The following is a 17500-nucleotide window of genomic DNA, read 5'->3' on the forward strand; positions in this document are numbered from 1 at the left end:
TTGCTGAACGTGCAAAAATGCGTTCACAAGCAATTGCAACACTCGCTTTAGTTGCACTGGTTTATCCATTTTTCGAAGGCATGGTCTGGAATGGTAACTACGGTCTGCAAAAATGGTTAGAAGCAACTTTTGGTGCAGCCTTTCACGACTTTGCGGGTTCAGTCGTGGTGCATGCTATGGGTGGTTGGATTGCGCTTGCTGCCGTGATTTTATTGGGTGCACGGTCTGGTCGTTATAAGAAGGATGGTCGTGTAAGTGCTCATCCGCCTTCTTCTATTCCATTTTTAGCGCTCGGTTCATGGATTTTAATTGTAGGCTGGTTTGGCTTTAACGTGATGAGCGCGCAACGTGTTGATGCAATTTCAGGTCTGGTTGCAATTAACTCACTCATGGCTATGGTCGGCGGAACAATTACAGCAAATGCGATTGGGAAAAATGACCCTGGTTTCTTACATAACGGTCCACTTGCGGGTTTAGTTGCAATCTGTGCGGGTTCTGACATTGTTCATCCAGTCAGTGCGCTGGTTATTGGTGGTGCGGCTGGTGCAATGTTCGTGTATCTATTCACCTACACACAAAACAAGCTCAAGGTTGATGATGTGTTGGGTGTATGGCCTTTACACGGCGTATGCGGCGCATTTGGTGGTATTGCAGTAGGTCTATTCGGCCAAAAATGGCTTGGTGGTTTAGGCGGTGTATCTTTTGCTTCTCAGCTCATTGGCACAGTACTTGCGATTGCTATTGCGCTCGCTGGCGGCTTTATTGTTTACGGCTTACTCAAAGCAACTATTGGCATTCGTTTATCTCAAGAAGATGAGTTTAGAGGTGCAGATTTATCTATTCATAAAATTTCTGCAAATTCTGAAGAAGGCATGTTCTAATTCAACAGTTGATAAGCAGGATCAAAATGTCCTGCTTATCATTTTCTTAAAATTCCTTACTACTAAAATTAATTAAAATTCTTTAAATAAATAATATATATCTATGAATCATCAATATTATTTTTTAAGTCTTAACTTTATTTCAACATTAAATTTTGTTTAGTTTAAGAACAATTTAAGTTTTATTTTATGTAATGCCTTCAACTCACACTCAAATTGATGTTGCATGGCAATGAACCAACAAAAACAATTTTTTCAACTTCAGCTTATTTTTCTTGCCCTTAGTTTTTTTATACTTTTATTTATATTTCCAGTGGGTGGGAAAATTGATATGTATTTCATCCAACCTTGGATGGATTCAACGGGTCATTTCTTTAATCGGGACAATTGGTACCTTGTCAGAGTTAACCATGAAATCGTAAAACAAATCATTACCACTGTTTATGTGATCTTTTTATTTCTGTGGATTGCATCATTTAAAGTAGAAAAATTGAAGCTTTATCGCTGGCAATATGGCTATATGTTTTTTGTGAGCATGATTGGTAGCGGTGTAGTTGGCCTATTAAAATCACAATCTGCTCACGCTTGCCCTTGGAATATGGTTCATCCAACTGCTTTAAGTTATGTATGGGACTTTACCGCTACCCATGGTCATTGCTTTCCAGGTGGTCATGCAAGTGCAGGCTTTATTTTAATGACAGGCTTTTTTGTTTATCGCCTTGAGCAACCTAAACGTGCCTATTTTTATCTTATCGCGGGCATCATCTTAGGCTTTCTAATGGGCTGGGGACAAATGATGCGTGGCGCCCATTTCCTTAGCCACAATTTATGGACAGGCTGGGTCGTTTGGGCAGTGAATATCTTATTTTATAAAATATGTATTCACCGCTTTGAGTTTGAGAAACGAATCAAACAAGAACTTGCTTAAATCAAGTTCTTGCTTCATGAATATGTAGAGCTTTAGGCAATTTAACTAAAACAGAGAGTCCGCCAAGCTCCATACTTCGATCTAGCGTCAAAGTGCCACCTAAACGTTGAGTCGCTCGGTCAACGATTGATAAACCTAAACCACTCCCCACTTCAAGGTGGTGGTGCACACGATAAAAACGTTTTAAAACTTTATCGTAATGTTCTGGGTCAATCCCTGCACCGCTATCTTCAATTTGTATACACGCATCACCATCTGTAGCAGTAAAGACTGAAATATTAATCATTCCTTCATGAGGCGTGTATTTGATTGCATTATCAATTAAGTTAAAAATAATTGAGTGTACTGTTGGCTCAATACTATGCATTTCAATCGGTTCGTTACGGACAAAACCTAGGTCAATATCTTTTTGCATAGCTAAATTAACCAGTTGTTCAACACAATTTAAAGCGACATCATTAAGCTGAAAAGTTTTGGTTGGTTCAATTACACTTAAAGAGACATCTTGCTTAGCCAAAGCTAAAAGCTGTGTGACCAAATGCTGAATACGCGCTAATCCTTTACTCAGATTTTGCAAAGACTCGTGCTCGGGAAGCTGACTAATTAGAATTTTAGTTTGTAAATTTAGAGCTGTAACTGGTGTTCGAAGTTCATGTGCAGCATCTGCAATAAACTGTTTTTGTTCCATTTGAGCCTTTGATATGCGCTCAAATAAACGGTTCATTTCATCAATAGTTGGCAATAACTCTTGAGGGTAGTCTGCAACTTCAATGGGTGTCAGCTCTTCCGAATCACGATGAGTTAGTTCATTTTTAAAGTCATCTATTGGCTTTAGCCCTCGACGAATAATTGCAGCCAAAGCAAAAATTGCAAATGGCAAAATAATTAAATATGGAATGAACATACTTCCAGCAAGTTCCCAAGCAAAAGCTTCACGAACCCGCTCTTGTTGACTGACCTGAATCTGGTAATCTTTTAAAGGTAAAATATAAGTTCGTACTACACCTTGGCTGGTTTTATGCGAATAAAAACCAGCTTGTGTCACTGGTGCAACCAGCAGATGTAAATGATGAGATAAATGGGCCTGATCTTTATAAGCCCAAATATCTACAAATAGATCTTCTTCATGATAAGTCTTATGAAAATCAAACTCACTGCTTACCGTTTTCAATGGATACTCAGCTGTTCGTTCTGCTAGGTAACGCATTTGCGTATCTAAAATTTCATCAACTTCTTGAAGTGCAACCTTATAGGCACTAAAAATTAATATACAACCTAAGATGACACTGAAAATTGAGGTGCCCCAAATCAGTCGTTTCTTTAATGAATAATGCACTTTTATAAAGTTCCAAATTTGAAGCGAGGATTATCCTAAACGGTAACCCAACCCTCGAATAGTTCGAATAAAGTCTTTTCCAAGTTTAGCTCTCAAGTGATGCACATATACTTCAATCGTATTACTGGTCACTTCACTATCGAAATCATATAACTTATCTTCAAGATTTGCTTTAGAAAAAATTTTATTTGGGTGGCTCATTAAAGGAATAAGAATCGCCCATTCACGGTTCGACAAATCAATCCGCTGACCTTTAAAGGTTGCAATATGTTGTTCAACATTTAAAACCAGATCGCCATTTTGTAAAAGTTGCTCATGGTTCGTAAGCTGAGCTTCTACTCCTGTACGACGCAATAGTGCATGAATACGGGCAAGTAACTCATCGAACTCGTATGGCTTAATTAAATAATCATCTGCCCCGTGATTTAATCCATCTACACGGTTTTGTAACTGGTCTCGTGCCGAAATAATTAAAACTGGAGTGACAGCTCTTTGACGGATTTGCTTTAAAACCTGCATGCCATCCATCATGGGCAAACCTAAGTCTAATAAAATGATATCAAACTTATTTTTGGCCAATTGAGCCAGACCATCTAAGCCATTATTGACCCACTCCACCTCAAATTGATGATATTGCAGCAACGTTATTGTTGACTCTGCAATCATAAAATCATCTTCAATCATCAAGATTTTTGTCATGTTCTAGGCTCGCTTTAATTCACATGGGCACAAGAGTGCAGCATATCCAGTTGAGGGTTGATGACCTGAGTTTTTACATCTAACAAACTTAATAAGCTTGGGAACAAATTATCCTGACTTAACTTTTCTTTAGTTTGTTGGCCTAAACAACTCACTTGTGCAAGATTGTGCTGCTTCCATTTATCAGAGAACCACATAATCATTGGTACATGTGTTTGTTGACTCGGTGCGATTGCATAAGGTGAACCATGTAAATATAAACCATGTTCGCCAGTTGATTCACCATGATCAGATAAATACCATAAACCTGTTTGATATTTCGATACTTCTTTTAAATTATTAATCATCTGACTTAACACATGATCTGTATACACAATTGTGTCATCATAACTATTTAATAACTCTGTTTGAGAACAGCCCTGTATCGCATTAGTATCACAAGTCGGTTTAAATGGTTGATATCCATCAGGTGCACGCTTGTAATAAGCTGGACCATGACTGCCGACTTGATGTAAAACAATTAAACGTGGACGCGTATCTTCTTTAGGAATAGTGGCTAAATACTCATTTAAGCTATCAATTAAAATATCATCAAAGCATTCGCCATCTTTACACCATTTTTGCTTTAACTTTTCTGGAATTTGATATTGTTCAACACGATCACATGCGCCTTTACAACCAGAATTGTTATCAATCCAAGTCACCTGATAACCCGCACGCTTTGCAATATCAAGCAATCCTTCACGATGACTTGCTAATTGCTCATCATAGTCAACACGTGGCATGCCAGAGAACATGCATGGAACTGAAACAGCTGTTGCTGTACCACATGAACTTACTTGAGAAAAATTCAAAATATCTTGTTTAGAAAGCTCTGGATTCGTGTTTTTGGCATAACCATTGAGTGAAAAACTTTCCGCACGCGCTGTCTCACCGACAACCAGCACCATTAATTTAGGCAGGCTCTTTTGTACTGACTGAACCTGATGAGCATCTTCACCATAATGTATTAATGGTAAGTTCTTCTTAGGCGCCTTCTTATGATAATAAGACATCAAAGAAGAAATAGTGTTTTGAGGAGAAATCATGCCTTTTAAATCACGATGTTCACGAAAAATGGCTGCAAAATCCACGTAATATGTAAAAAGCAAAATACCAACAATTGCAAAAGAAGCGATAATTGAACCGACTTTTTTCAACAACAAATGGGATAATTTTTCTTTTTTAAGTTTTACTTGAGTAATTAAAATAATAGGTAAAACAACGAAGAAAACTGTCCAAAGTCCAAAGCGCAATGAAACTAAATCAGAAACTTCAGATACATCTGTTTGTATCATATTTTGAATCTGATCAGGCGAGATGATTACACCTAACGTATTTACAAAATAAGAGCTAAAACCACCAATGAAAACCAGCAAAATTGCAAAAAGTTTGGCCGTCCATTTCCAGTTTAAAATTTGTAAAAGCGCATAATACGCAGCAACAACAATAAGTACTGTAGCAGCTAAAAATAGAATAGCCTTAACTCCAAAATATGGAGTCAAAAGATGTACTTTGTTATAAAAACCAATATTTAAAACTGCACCTAACCAAATGGCTATAATGAAATTAAACATAAACAGTGAAATCTGTTTATTTTTTAAGGTAGAAAAAAAATTCAGCATCTTGGGGGAACTACAATCTTTTTATGATGCTTTACTGTAGAAATTGAAACTTAAAAATGACTTAAATAAAAAATGATCTAATACATAAATCTTAAAAAACACTTATTTCAAAATTTTTCTAATAAAAAGACGAGGTTAAATTTAACCTCGTCTTTTTTGATTTTTAACTAAATATTGTTCTTAGAAACTATATTTAGCCATTAAACCAACACGGTTATCTTTGTAAGACTTACCATCAAATGTATCACGCTTACCATTAACGTATTCAACACCTAAGTCAATCGGTTTAACTGGTGTATAAATCACGTTAAGCCATGCTTGTTGAACTTTTTCATTTGCAGAAGCATTTAATCTTGCAAAATCAGTACCGTCATCAGCGAATTGAGCACCATATGCTAGAGTAGAACGTAAGTTAGGTAAAATCTTATAAGTTCCACCCACTTGTACTGCTACAAATTTATTCTGCTCAATAGAGTTACCTTCTACTGCATAAGGAGTGTTACTACCATATAAGTAACTATTATCACCAACAACATATGATGCATCAGCAAAGAGTTTTAAAGGATCAGACACTTTAAAATCAGTACCTACAGCAACACCCCATCCAATTTTATCATCATCAGCAAGCTGTGATTTATAATTTTCAACTAATGCACGAGCTGAAGCAGAACCTCTGCCGTCTGCATAGCCTTGAGTGATTTTAGCAGTTAATGCAGGTAGGCTATATTTAATACTATCGCCTGTTACCGAAGTAGTGCTATCACCTTTTTCAGCAGAAACAAATAGTTGCGTAGTCGGACCTAACTTGTAGTTATAACGTACTTGCGGAACACGTTTAGTACCACCACCAATGTTTGTCGAGAAGTCGATCATTTCTGGTGCATGGTTAGACAGGAAGTTTGAAGTTGTTTGACCAAACAACCAGTTGTTATATGTTAAATAAGCATGACGAATACGCAATGAGCCATTTGAGTCTGATGTTGAGCCAGCAAAATCGACTTCGATTTTACCACCTACTTTATCGTCTCCTACAGGCGTATTAAAATCTAAACCAAGGCGTGTCGTTTTAGCAGTCGCACGTAATTTATCATGCGTTTTGCCGTCTGACTTACTTACATCACCGAAGTCGTTATCCGCACCTTCAATAATATAGTTAGCGTCACCACGAACAAAACCATATAGGTTCACATCAGCGCCAGCTTTAGATTTAAATCCTGCTAACGGCGAAACTGGTGCAGCAACTGGTTGTGCTTTCACTTCAGCGAGTTGAACTTGCTGTTGTTGCTGTACTTGCTGTTGTTGTTGCTGCACTTGGCTTTGTTGTTGAATTAAAGCTTTTAAAGCCTCAACTTCTTTACGAAGCTGTTGAATTTCCGCTTTGTCGGAAGTCGCAGCATGTGCCCCACTCATCATTAAAGCTGTAACTGTAAGAGCTAAACTTTTAACAACGAAAGATTTACGATTAAGGAATAGATCCATCAAAAACTCCAAAAAATATATTTTATGTTGCCTATCCATGCCAAGTTGATTTACGCCATTAAATTAAGGGGCTAAAAAATCAACTCTCCTCCACTTTGGTTACATTAATTTTATTACCGCAACCAAAACCAATTTCAACGTTATGCAAGACCAAAACCAATAACCAAAGACATAAAAAACTTACTTTGACTTACAGATTTTTACCTTAACTTCATGTTGTAACGAATCCTACACAACTCTCTTATCTTATAGAATGATTAAATCGTTATTTCATTATTCTTTTTTAGACTTTAGGCTAATATCCAATCTACTTGAACATTTTTCTACCCATTTTAATTGATTCACATGATTTTTCTTGTTAACGAAATCCATTTTTACTCCAGTTAGCTTCCATTTGCTACCCAAACAAGATGGCACAATTAATTGAGCATTTAAATAGCTAAAAACATACATTTTTAAAAACATAGACAAAGGTAGTAGATAATGACTAGATCACTCCTTAATCGATATTAAATTTCTTTATTTCATTTAGTTAACATTATTTTTCTTGTAGTTTTGCATGTTTCCAGAGAGAAATAGGGAGCAAAGTAACAGTGCCAATAATGACAATAGCTATCAAATAATGGAAATAACCGAAAGCATCTCCAAACACACCACTCAAGCTATAAAGCCCCCCACTCACAGTCGCCATGACTGAAACCTGAAAGGTGAAATCTGTACCTGCATATTCTTTTCGACTGTAGTGCATAACTAAGGTCAACATAACCACCAACAACATTGCCGAGAATGCATCCTCTAAAGCATTGACTGTATAAATCGCCCAGACATTGAGTTGAATTTTCTGTTCGTAAGCATAAGCTAAATAGGCATAGGCCGCTAAACTCATGATTTTAAATACTGAAAAAATAATTAAAGTGGTGGGTCTAGAGAAGTATTTAAGCACTCCACCAGCTATGGCTGCCCCTGCCAGTGCTGCTACTGCACCGAGCATGGTGATATAAACGCCAATTTGAGTAAAACTTAGCCCCATATCGACCATTAAAGGTTTAAGTAATGGTCCAGCTAAACCATCTGCTACTTTAAAAGTAATAAGTACAACTAGCCAAGAACGAAGCTCTTTATTTTGAGAGAAATAACTCAAGTAGGCTTTAATCTTTATGACTAAATTTTGCTGGCTAGGTTTAAGTTGCTGACCTGAATAAGTTGCATGTTTAGGTTCTTTAAATAATAAAACAGGTAACGTATTTAAAAACACCAAGGCTGCTAATAACAGGAAAGTGGGTTGCCATGTTAACCAGTCTAAACACCAGAGTACGGCACCTCCACCGACAATAAAACCGAGTCGGGAACCAATCACCTGAAATGTATTTCCCCAATGTTGCTGGTCATGCTTTAACAAATTGACGGCCAAAGCATCGGTCGCAATATCTTGTGTTGCTCCTGTTAAGTTCATTAAAAGAAGCGAAATAAAAAAAGAAAATAAATAAAGAGGCTGGTCTAAAGCCTGAATGGGGAAAAAAGACAAAATACACAGTACACCTACCGTCAAAAACTGAGTAGGTAAAATCCAACTACGATAGTGCCCCAAACGGGAAAGAGCATGTCGATCAACCCACGGCGCCCAAAAGATCTTAATTGACCAAGGCAACATTAATAGACCAAAACCACCAATATGAGCGAGTGACACACCTTGTGCCCTTAAAATAACAGGTAAAGCATGGGTCATAAAACCGACAGGCAGCCCTTGTGCCCAATATAAGGAAAATAGCAGAAGATAAAGATTTTGCTGCCGAAACATATATACCTACTTTTTATTTCTTTAATGAGGAATAACATCAAATGTCATGTTGTTCTTACATTTTGCCAATGAAGCATATATTTCAAAAGATTAAGATAAAACTAGGACAAGTTAAAATTTAAAAAAATATGGATCAACATTTCCCTAATTTACCTGATTTGGTACCCCAACGTGGTACTGCTTTAAGCCGGGCACTATTTAAGAAACTTTTTTTAGCGCAAGGTTGGACAATTGAAGGCGAAGTTCCTAATTTACCAAAAGCAGTAGCGATTATTTCCCCTCATACTTCCAATATTGATGGATGGTATGGCTTTCTTGCGATTTTCGGATTAGGTATCCAAATTACAGTATTAGGTAAAGATGCCCTTTTTAAACCACCGTTTAAGCGGGCATTAGACTGGGCTGGAGTCATTCCTGTTAAACGTGATACAGCCAATGGACTTACTGAACAAGTGGTTGCAACCATTCAAAAATATGACAAGATCTGGATTGGGATGGCGCCTGAAGGCACACGTAAAAAAGCAAAAAAAATGAAAAGTGGTTTTTACCATATTGCCGCAAAAGCCAATATTCCCATTGTGATATTTTCTTTTGATTATGACCGTAAGAAGATTCACTGCTTAGGTCACTTAGACCCGAGTGGCAACTATGATGAAGATCTCACCAAGATTTTTGAGCGTTATAAAGGAAAAATTTCACCCAAAAATCGCAATTGGCTTGCCGAACCTTTACAAAATCTAGTGAAAAAAACCTAGCAAAAATTGAGCGAATCTGGTCTTATGGCCCTTCTTAATTTATCTCGACATAGATTATTTTTAAAGATGAAAATTGCTCAATTTGCCAGTATTGGATTTATCTCTCTAGCACTCTTTGGCTGTGATAAATTTAGCAAAACACCAACGCCGACTACCTCAATTAAAGCCCGTGAACCTGTGATTGCACTTGCTTTAGGTGGCGGTGGAGCAAAAGGATTTTCACATATTGGTGTAATCAAGGTTTTAGAGTCTCATGGAATTAAGCCTAAAATTGTAACGGGTACCAGCGCAGGTAGCTTTGTTGGAAGTATCTACGCAAGTGGACAAACACCTTATCAATTGCAAAGTCTGGCTCTGAAATTACAAGAGTCTGATATCCGTGATTTAACGCTTAACCGTCAAGGCATTATTCTCGGGCAAAAGTTACAAGACTACGTTAACCGTAATGTTGGCAATAAGCCGATTGAGAAATTCCCAATCCGTTTTGCGGCTGTGGCAACTCGTCTTGATAATGGTCAAAAGGCAGACTTTATTAAAGGTAATGCAGGCCAAGCAGTACGCGCCTCTTGCAGTATTCCAAATGTGTTCGTGCCAGCCACAATCGGCAATCAAAAATACATTGATGGCGGATTAGTTAGCCCAATTCCTGTTAAAACAGCTCGTGATATGGGTGCAGATATTGTGATTGCCGTTGATATTTCAGCGCGTCCAGCAGGTAATCGCCCAGCCAATATGTGGGGATTACTAGATCAAACCATTAATATTATGGGCCAACAAAGTATTAATGAAGAACTCAAGCAAGCCAATGTTGTGATTCAGCCTAAAGTGGGTCATTTAGGTACACTTGACCTCAAATCAAGTAATCAGGCAATTTTGGAAGGTGAAAAAGCTGCTCAAGCTCAAATTCGCCAAATTGAAAGTGCGATTGCAACTTTCAAAAAATCTCCAGCAGCATTTAAGCCCGCGCCACGTTCTAAATTCTAATTGAAGTGGTTTTTTTCTATCCACATTTCCTATCATCTGCTACAGTGGTAAAAGTGATATTAGTCACTTTTACCCATCATAAAGATATATAAAAGAGCAGATTTATGGAGTTTGTTGTACAACCTTGGCACTGGTTTGTATTGGGTATCTTACTTATTCTTTCTGAACTGATTCTACCTGCCTTTGCCGCACTCTGGTTTGGTATTGCCGCCATTATGGTGTGCATTCTCTATTGGTTATTTCCAGATATTAGCCTCACAACACAAATTGTATTGTGGATAATACTATCCGTGCTATGCACCATTCTTTGGTTCAAATTTATTAAACCCTTATCAATTGATAAAACAAAAGCGGGATTACCCCGTGAAGCAACGATTGGTCAAATTGGAATGGTGATTCAAACCGGTCTAGACCATGATCAAATTATTGTTCGCTTTCCAATGCCTATTTTAGGAGCCGATGAGTGGAATTGTCGGAGCACTACTCCTGTTAAAGTAGGCGATCGTGTTAGAGTTATTGATATTTCGGGTAATGACTTAATTGTTCAAACCCATGGTACTTCATAAACATTAAAGATAAAGAGAGGGTATTTTCATGCCAGTCGGTACTATTATTGTTTTAGCCTTTTTGGCTTTTGTGGCTATTACCATTTTTAAAGGGGTTCGTATTGTTCCTCAGGGCTACAAATGGATTGTCCAACGTTTAGGTAAATATCACACCACCCTTAATCCGGGACTTAATTTTGTGATCCCTTACATCGATGATGTAGCTTATAAAATTACCACGAAAGACATTGTGTTAGATATTCCATCGCAAGAAGTCATTACACGTGACAATGCCGTATTACTCATGAATGCTGTGGCATATATTAATTTAACCACACCAGAAAAAGCAGTTTACGGTATTGAAAACTATACATGGGCGATTCAAAACCTTGTACAAACCTCACTGCGTTCTATTGTCGGTGAGATGGATCTAGATGATGCATTGTCTTCACGTGATCATATTAAGGCTAAGTTGAAAGCTGCAATTTCTGATGATATTTCGGATTGGGGCATCACCTTAAAAACGGTTGAGATTCAAGATATTCAGCCATCTACAACAATGCAAGCTGCCATGGAAGCTCAAGCTGCGGCAGAACGTCAACGTCGTGCTACAGTAACGAGAGCAGATGGTGAAAAACAAGCTGCCATTTTAGAAGCTGACGGTCGCTTAGAAGCATCTCGTCGTGATGCAGAAGCACAAGTTGTTTTAGCTGAAGCTTCACAAAAAGCGATTGAAATGGTAACAAGTGCAGTCGGTGATAAAGAAACCCCTGTGGCTTACTTGCTAGGTGAACAGTACATTAAATCGATGCAAGAGTTAGCGAAATCAAGTAATGCTAAAACCGTAGTTTTACCTGCCGATGTTTTAAACACAATTCGCGGCATTATGGGAAAGCATAATTAATTTAATTGCTTGAAAGAAATTATTGAAATAAAAACGGCGACAATCATGTCGCCGTTTTATATTGAGTATTATTGGTTGTTTAATCTTTTCTGATCTTTCAAAGGCAGCTTTTTTACGACCAAGTCATAAGAGTCGCGAATCAAGTCTTGAAGTAAATCACGAGTTAAGTTTTTATGCGGAGTAATGGAAATCCAGTGCTTTTTATTCATGTGGTAACCCGGAATAATAAATGAATAAAGCTCCTGATATTCCTGACTTTTATAAGGGTCACATTTGAGATTAATCATTTTGACGCCAGCTACTTCCGCTGTCAGCATGAATATTTTTTCTAAAATCTTAAAAACTTCATACTCTGGGCCAAATGGATGAGCGTGTTGGCTAAAAGGAAGATTACTTGCAATTTCAATTGCTTTTTGATGGAGTTGTTCACCATTCATTCTTATCTCCTTTATTCATTGAATATGAATATAAGCAGGATTATTGATTTGATTTTTTATTAGTTAGTACGTGCTAAAAGGAATTGTGAGATATCTACTAATTCTTTTGCATTTTCACCAAAATAAGCTAGGGCTTCAAAAGCTTGATCATGCAATTCTTTAGCATAGATCTGTGCTTGTTCGAGCCCCATTAAAGCTGGATATGTCGATTTTTGAACTTGCTCATCTTTACCAGCAGTTTTGCCCAAAGCTTCGGTACTCGAAGTAATATCGAGAATATCATCTAACACTTGAAAAGCTAGTCCAATGGTCTGCCCATATTGGCGCAATTTTGGAATTGCTTGATCTGTTCCAGAAAAGATAGTGACTGCACCCATCATAATTGCAGCCTGAATAAGCGCACCAGTTTTATTACGATGAATATTTTCAAGTTCGTCTTGAGCAATTTGCTTAGCTTCAGCTTGTAGGTCTAATACTTGCCCACAAACCATTTTAGAGGTGGCTGTTGCTAAAATTTGAATTTGTTTTAATACAATTGCAGCATCAGTACCCTGCCCTTGTTCATCGAACAAACGGCTTCCTAAAACTTCAAAAGCCATTGATTGTAAAATATCGCCTGCGAGTAAAGCAGTATCTTCACCAAATGCAACATGACATGTCGGCTGACCACGGCGCAATAAATCATTATCCATACAAGGCAAGTCATCGTGCGCTAGCGAATAACAATGAATTAACTCTACAGCAACCGCCGCACGACGAGCAGCAGCAAAATTTGGATTTGGTTGTAAAGAAGCGGTGGCATAACACAAAGCCGGACGCACACGTTTTCCACCAAGCATGACTGCATGGTGTACTGCACTTTTTAAGGGCTCTGGAATTGAGAACGCGGCCAGTGTCGTCAATAAATCTTGTTGAATACGTTGTTGAGCTTGTTTTAAAACATCCGCATTAACTTGAGAGAGTGATGACACAGTCGCCTCGATAAAATCAGTAGAGAAATTTTATTGAATGTAATGAAGCATTCATGCGCTACATCATACACGATTCACTGTGAAAAGTGCGTGATGAGTTTTTGAAGGCAACTGTAAAAAAGCCTCTACATGATTGAGAGGCTTTTTCTTACTTAACGACTTTTAGAAGCTGTCACCTGGGACGCGTACCCAGCCTTCCATTAACACACGTGCACTACGGCTCATAATGGCTTTTTTCACGACCCATTGATCGTTAATAAGTTCCGCTTGAGCACCAACACGTAATGTTCCAGATGGATGACCAAAACGTACCGCTTCACGTTCGCCACCACCAGCAGCAAGGTTTACTAACGTTCCCGGAATGGCAGCCGCAGTACCAATCGCAACTGCTGCAGTTCCCATCATTGCATGGTGTAATTTACCCATCGACAAAGCGCGAACCAGTAAATCGACATCACTCTCTGAAACTGACTTACCACTTGAAGCGGTGTAGTTTTTAGGTTTAGAAACAAAAGCAATTTTTGGTGTGTGCTGACGTGCAGCCGCTTCTGAAATATCTTTAATTAAACCCATCTGTACCGCACCATACGCACGAATTTTTTCAAAACGTGCCAGCGCAGTTGCATCACTATTAATATGATCTTGTAATTCTGTACCTTGGTAACCCAAATCTTCTGCATTTAAGAAAATGGTTGGAATTCCGGCATTAATAAAAGTCGCTTGGAAACGACCAATATCAGGTACATCTAATTCATCAACGACGTTTCCTGTCGGGAACATATCACCGCCCTCTTCACCATCATCGGCTGGGTCTAAGAACTCAATTTGAACTTCAGCGGCAGGGAAAGTCACCCCATCCAGTTCAAAGTCTCCGGTTTCTTGAACTTGACCATTGGTAATAGGCACATGAGCAATAATGGTTTTTTGAATATTTTTTTGCCAGATTCGAACCGTGCATAGACCATTTTCTGGAATACGGTCTGCATCAACCAAACCATTTGAAATCGCAAATGAGCCAACCGCAGCTGTTAAATTACCACAGTTACCGCTCCAGTCCACAAATGCCTGATCTATTGAAACCTGTCCAAACAAATAGTCGACATCATGATCTGGCTGAGAACTTTTAGCGAGAATAACGGTTTTACTGGTACTTGATGTTGCACCACCCATCCCATCAATTTGTTTACCATAAGGATCTGGGCTACCAATGACACGTAGTAAGAGTTGATCTCTTGCTTGACCTGCCACCTGAGCTCTTTCCGGCAAATCATCAAGTTTAAAAAATACACCTTTACTGGTTCCACCACGCATGTAAGTTGCTGGAATTTTAATTTGCGGTACTGAGCTCATATCAACTGTTATCCTTACTATTGTGTTTTTATATCTCGAAACAAACAGACTTGTTTAGTCATCCGCTTCATCTTAAATCGTTTTGTGATCTAGAGATAGCGTTATGCTTTTATACATCAATCGTATTGACGCAGGCTTATTTTGAGAATTTAGCAATATGCTTGCAATGACTTAATCTAAGCAAAATCTAAGAAAAAAAGTCTATATGAAATTATATTTTTTAGAGCACTTTTCACTCTATATTGAAATATTAAAAGTAAACCAATGATTTTAAATATATTTTAATATTACTTTTCAGTCACAGCTTATTAATTTGTAGTCTAGGCTAAAATAACTCCATCTATTAGAATAATTTACTTATTCATTGTGAGTGAAGACCTTTGACCAACGAATCTTCTACACTGCAACGAGGACTAAAAAATCGACATATCCAATTAATTGCTATGGGTGGAGCAATTGGTACCGGATTATTTTTAGGCTCGGCGCAAGTGATTCAATCTGCGGGACCATCCATTATTTTAGGATATGCCATTGGTGGCTTAATCGCGTTTTTGATTATGCGCCACTTGGGAGAAATGATTGTTGAAGAACCTGTTGCAGGATCGTTCAGCCATTTTGCTTATAAATATTGGGGGAAATTTCCCGGATTTTTAGCTGGATGGAATTATTGGATACTCTATGTTCTGGTTGCGATGAGTGAACTCACCGCTGTTGCCAAATATATTAATTATTGGTGGCCTCATATTCCAGCGTGGACTTCTGTCTTATTTTTCTTTGTCGTTATTACAGCCGTAAACTTAACCAATGTTAAATTTTATGGTGAATCTGAATTTTGGCTCGCCATTATTAAAGTAACTGCGGTCATCTCGATGATTATTTTTGGCCTTTATTTGTTGTTTACAGCAGATGTGGGTTCAAGCATTTCATTTAGTAACCTGTGGACACATGGTGGATTTTTTCCAAATGGCTTTAGTGGTCTGTTCTATATGTTAGCTTTCTTAATGTTCGCTTTTGGCGGCATTGAGCTAATTGGTATGGCAGCAGCAGAAGCAAAAGATCCGAAAAAAACTATTCCAAAAGCAATCAACCAAGTTGTTTTCCGTATATTGATTTTCTATATCGGTTCACTAACAATTTTGCTTTCATTAGTACCATGGAACCAGTTAGATCTTGGTGGTCTCGACAAAAGCCCATTCGTCATGATTTTTAGCCAAATGGGAATTGGTTGGGCTGCACATCTTCTTAACTTTATTATTTTAACTGCTGCATTATCTGTTTATAACAGTGGTATGTTTGCAAACAGCCGTATGTTATACGGTCTAGCTCAACAAGGTAATGCTCCAAAAGTTTTCAAAAAAGTAAACAAACAAGGTGTACCTGTTCCAGCCGTATTACTTTCTGCATTATTAATTTTTGGTTGTGTACTGTTGAACTACTTTGTACCCGAAGATGCATTAAGTCACTTAATGTATATCGTCGTTGGTGCATTAGTATTGAACTGGGCAATGATTAGTTTGACTCACCTCAAATTTAGATCAGCAATGAAAGCAAAAGGTGAAACAACTCACTTCCCTGCACTTTGGGCACCATTTAGTAACTATTTGGTTTTAGGCTTTATTGCAGTTGTTCTCTACATTATGTGGAGCCAAGGGTTCAAAGAATCTGTGATGATGATTCCTATCTGGATCGTTCTCATGTTTGTACTATTTAAATTATTGAATTCTAAAAAACAATAATATTATATTTCGTACCTAAACACTAAAAAGCCCCTATTTCGATAGGGGCTTTTTAGTTCATAATCAGAAAATTAAGCGCTATAAAATTAAAATTTCATCGACAATAAAATTAGATGTTATGCATATTTATACTGACGAGAACAGTAAGCCCGTTCAATTTCTGGTGAACGTAATTGCTGATGCTTAGTTTTACGCCCTGCCATACGTTTGCGCCATAGCTTAAAACTATTGGTTTTCAGGTTGTATCTCATTAAACGAATCACTTCGCTTTCACTTAAGCCATATTCTCGCTCAATTGCTTCAAATGGAGTGCGATCTTCCCATGCCATTTCAATAATTCTAGATAAGTCCTGTTCATCAATTTTTTTCATGTTATGCCCTTTTGAATTATATGATAGCCAAATCTGATTTTTAACAAACAACCTTCTAGGAATAACTTCACCTACCCGATTGCTTGCCTCAAACCTTTTCGTGTTTTGCTTCAGATCATAGAAAGATCAACATGAATTTTTTGTGATTTTTTAGCTTTCTAAACTGTTTGTCTACAAGTCATAAGTGTTCGAAACCGTTGAATGATTCAACTTTATCTTTATTGCCCACTATGGCAAAAGTTTTAATAACTAAAACGTAAAAAAGCCATTGCCTTCGCAATAGCTTTTTTGTTTATAATCATAAAATTATGCGCCCTTAGCTTAACTGGATAGAGCAGTTGCCTCCTAAGCGACCGACGTGGGTTCGAGTCCCGCAGGGCGCACATATAATCTACCAAATAGATATGCTAGTAATGATTATAGAAAAGGATCAATTAAAGTATACACATAGAACAAAGAGCTAAAAAGAATTACACACCATCTTCTATAAACCTCGCCTGTACTACTATTAACATCTATAGCAAATACAAAGGTAAAAGCTCCATTAAACCAAGCATATAAGCAAAAAAAAGTTGATGAAAATATAACTAAAACAGAAGATATAGATAAAACTTCGTTGATATATTGCAAAAATAATCCAAAAGCAGAAATTAATGTATATA

16 protein-coding genes, 1 tRNA gene and 1 pseudogene are annotated in these 17500 nt (G+C 37.6%); 8 read left to right on the forward strand and 10 right to left on the reverse strand.

Translation table 11 applies throughout. The annotated features are described in order from the left end of the window. Both UC75_RS14935 and UC75_RS14940 read left to right on the forward strand, forming a co-directional pair. Positions 1-881: ammonium transporter (locus UC75_RS14935; RefSeq protein WP_228137411.1), on the forward strand; the 881-nt coding region annotated here is incomplete at its 5' end. A gap of 219 nt (positions 882-1100) precedes the next feature. Then, positions 1101-1809 (forward strand): annotated as a pseudogene (locus UC75_RS14940) (phosphatase PAP2 family protein). 1 nt (position 1810) lies between these two features. Here the strand turns inward: UC75_RS14940 and UC75_RS14945 are convergent. The 6 genes from UC75_RS14945 to UC75_RS14970 form a co-directional block, all read right to left on the reverse strand. After that, positions 1811-3145 (reverse strand): two-component system sensor histidine kinase PmrB, encoded by a 1335-nt coding sequence (locus tag UC75_RS14945; RefSeq protein WP_049838035.1) that lies wholly within the window; start codon positions 3143-3145, stop codon positions 1811-1813. A gap of 30 nt (positions 3146-3175) precedes the next feature. Next, a complete protein-coding gene (locus tag UC75_RS14950) occupies positions 3176-3844 on the reverse strand; it encodes a DNA-binding response regulator PmrA (protein ID WP_004789346.1) in 669 nt (222 codons plus the stop codon). 14 nt (positions 3845-3858) lie between these two features. Beyond that, on the reverse strand, positions 3859-5508 hold the full coding sequence (locus tag UC75_RS14955) for a phosphoethanolamine transferase (RefSeq protein WP_049838036.1): 1650 nt from the start codon (positions 5506-5508) through the stop codon (positions 3859-3861). 180 nt (positions 5509-5688) lie between these two features. After that, entirely contained in the window at positions 5689-6987 is a 1299-nt protein-coding gene (locus UC75_RS14960; protein ID WP_049838037.1) for a DcaP family trimeric outer membrane transporter, read from the reverse strand. A gap of 273 nt (positions 6988-7260) precedes the next feature. Then, positions 7261-7452 carry a hypothetical protein gene (locus UC75_RS14965; RefSeq protein ID WP_049838038.1) on the reverse strand — a complete coding sequence of 64 codons (192 nt, stop codon included), beginning with the start codon at positions 7450-7452 and terminating at the stop codon, positions 7261-7263. A 73-nt stretch (positions 7453-7525) separates the two neighbouring features. Further along, the gene (locus tag UC75_RS14970; RefSeq protein ID WP_049838039.1) at positions 7526-8785 is read right to left on the reverse strand and encodes an MFS transporter; all 1260 of its coding nucleotides are present in this window, start codon (positions 8783-8785) and stop codon (positions 7526-7528) included. A 128-nt stretch (positions 8786-8913) separates the two neighbouring features. On the opposite strand from UC75_RS14970, the gene UC75_RS14975 reads away from it, so the two are divergent. The 4 genes from UC75_RS14975 (at position 8914) to UC75_RS14990 (ending at position 11973) form a co-directional block, all read left to right on the forward strand. Beyond that, positions 8914-9540: a lysophospholipid acyltransferase family protein gene (locus UC75_RS14975; RefSeq protein WP_049838040.1), complete on the forward strand. Its 627-nt coding sequence runs from the start codon at positions 8914-8916 to the stop codon at positions 9538-9540. Between the two features lie 66 nt (positions 9541-9606). Further along, complete coding sequence (locus UC75_RS14980; RefSeq protein ID WP_034591625.1) at positions 9607-10524, forward strand: patatin-like phospholipase family protein; 918 nt, start codon at positions 9607-9609, stop codon at positions 10522-10524. Positions 10525-10628: 104 nt separating this feature from the next. Beyond that, positions 10629-11090 carry an NfeD family protein gene (locus UC75_RS14985; RefSeq protein ID WP_004789340.1) on the forward strand — a complete coding sequence of 154 codons (462 nt, stop codon included), beginning with the start codon at positions 10629-10631 and terminating at the stop codon, positions 11088-11090. 28 nt (positions 11091-11118) lie between these two features. Further along, positions 11119-11973, forward strand: a complete 855-nt coding sequence (locus tag UC75_RS14990) for an SPFH domain-containing protein (RefSeq protein ID WP_049838041.1) — start codon at positions 11119-11121, stop codon at positions 11971-11973. 68 nt (positions 11974-12041) lie between these two features. Here UC75_RS14990 and UC75_RS14995 read toward each other — a convergent pair whose 3' ends face one another. The 3 genes from UC75_RS14995 to prpF all read right to left on the reverse strand — a co-directional run bounded on the left by UC75_RS14995 (position 12042) and on the right by prpF (position 14731). Further along, a complete protein-coding gene (locus UC75_RS14995; protein ID WP_049838042.1) occupies positions 12042-12410 on the reverse strand; it encodes an MmcQ/YjbR family DNA-binding protein in 369 nt (122 codons plus the stop codon). Between the two features lie 59 nt (positions 12411-12469). Further along, positions 12470-13381, reverse strand: a complete 912-nt coding sequence (locus UC75_RS15000) for a polyprenyl synthetase family protein (RefSeq protein WP_049838043.1) — start codon at positions 13379-13381, stop codon at positions 12470-12472. 162 nt (positions 13382-13543) lie between these two features. Beyond that, the gene (prpF, locus tag UC75_RS15005) at positions 13544-14731 is read right to left on the reverse strand and encodes a 2-methylaconitate cis-trans isomerase PrpF (RefSeq protein ID WP_049838044.1); all 1188 of its coding nucleotides are present in this window, start codon (positions 14729-14731) and stop codon (positions 13544-13546) included. 380 nt (positions 14732-15111) lie between these two features. Here prpF and UC75_RS15010 point away from each other — a divergent pair, with 380 nt between their 5' ends. Continuing rightward, the gene (locus UC75_RS15010; protein WP_049838045.1) at positions 15112-16467 is read left to right on the forward strand and encodes an amino acid permease; all 1356 of its coding nucleotides are present in this window, start codon (positions 15112-15114) and stop codon (positions 16465-16467) included. 116 nt (positions 16468-16583) lie between these two features. Here the strand turns inward: UC75_RS15010 and UC75_RS15015 are convergent, their stop codons facing one another. Further along, complete coding sequence (locus UC75_RS15015) at positions 16584-16838, reverse strand: TIGR03643 family protein (protein ID WP_003655360.1); 255 nt, start codon at positions 16836-16838, stop codon at positions 16584-16586. A 310-nt stretch (positions 16839-17148) separates the two neighbouring features. Here UC75_RS15015 and UC75_RS15020 point away from each other — a divergent pair. After that, positions 17149-17221, forward strand: a tRNA-Arg gene (locus UC75_RS15020). Positions 17222-17500: the final 279 nt, after the last annotated feature.

This window comes from Acinetobacter sp. V2 (assembly GCF_001188385.1).
Taxonomy (GTDB): Bacteria; Pseudomonadota; Gammaproteobacteria; order Pseudomonadales; family Moraxellaceae; genus Acinetobacter; species Acinetobacter oleivorans.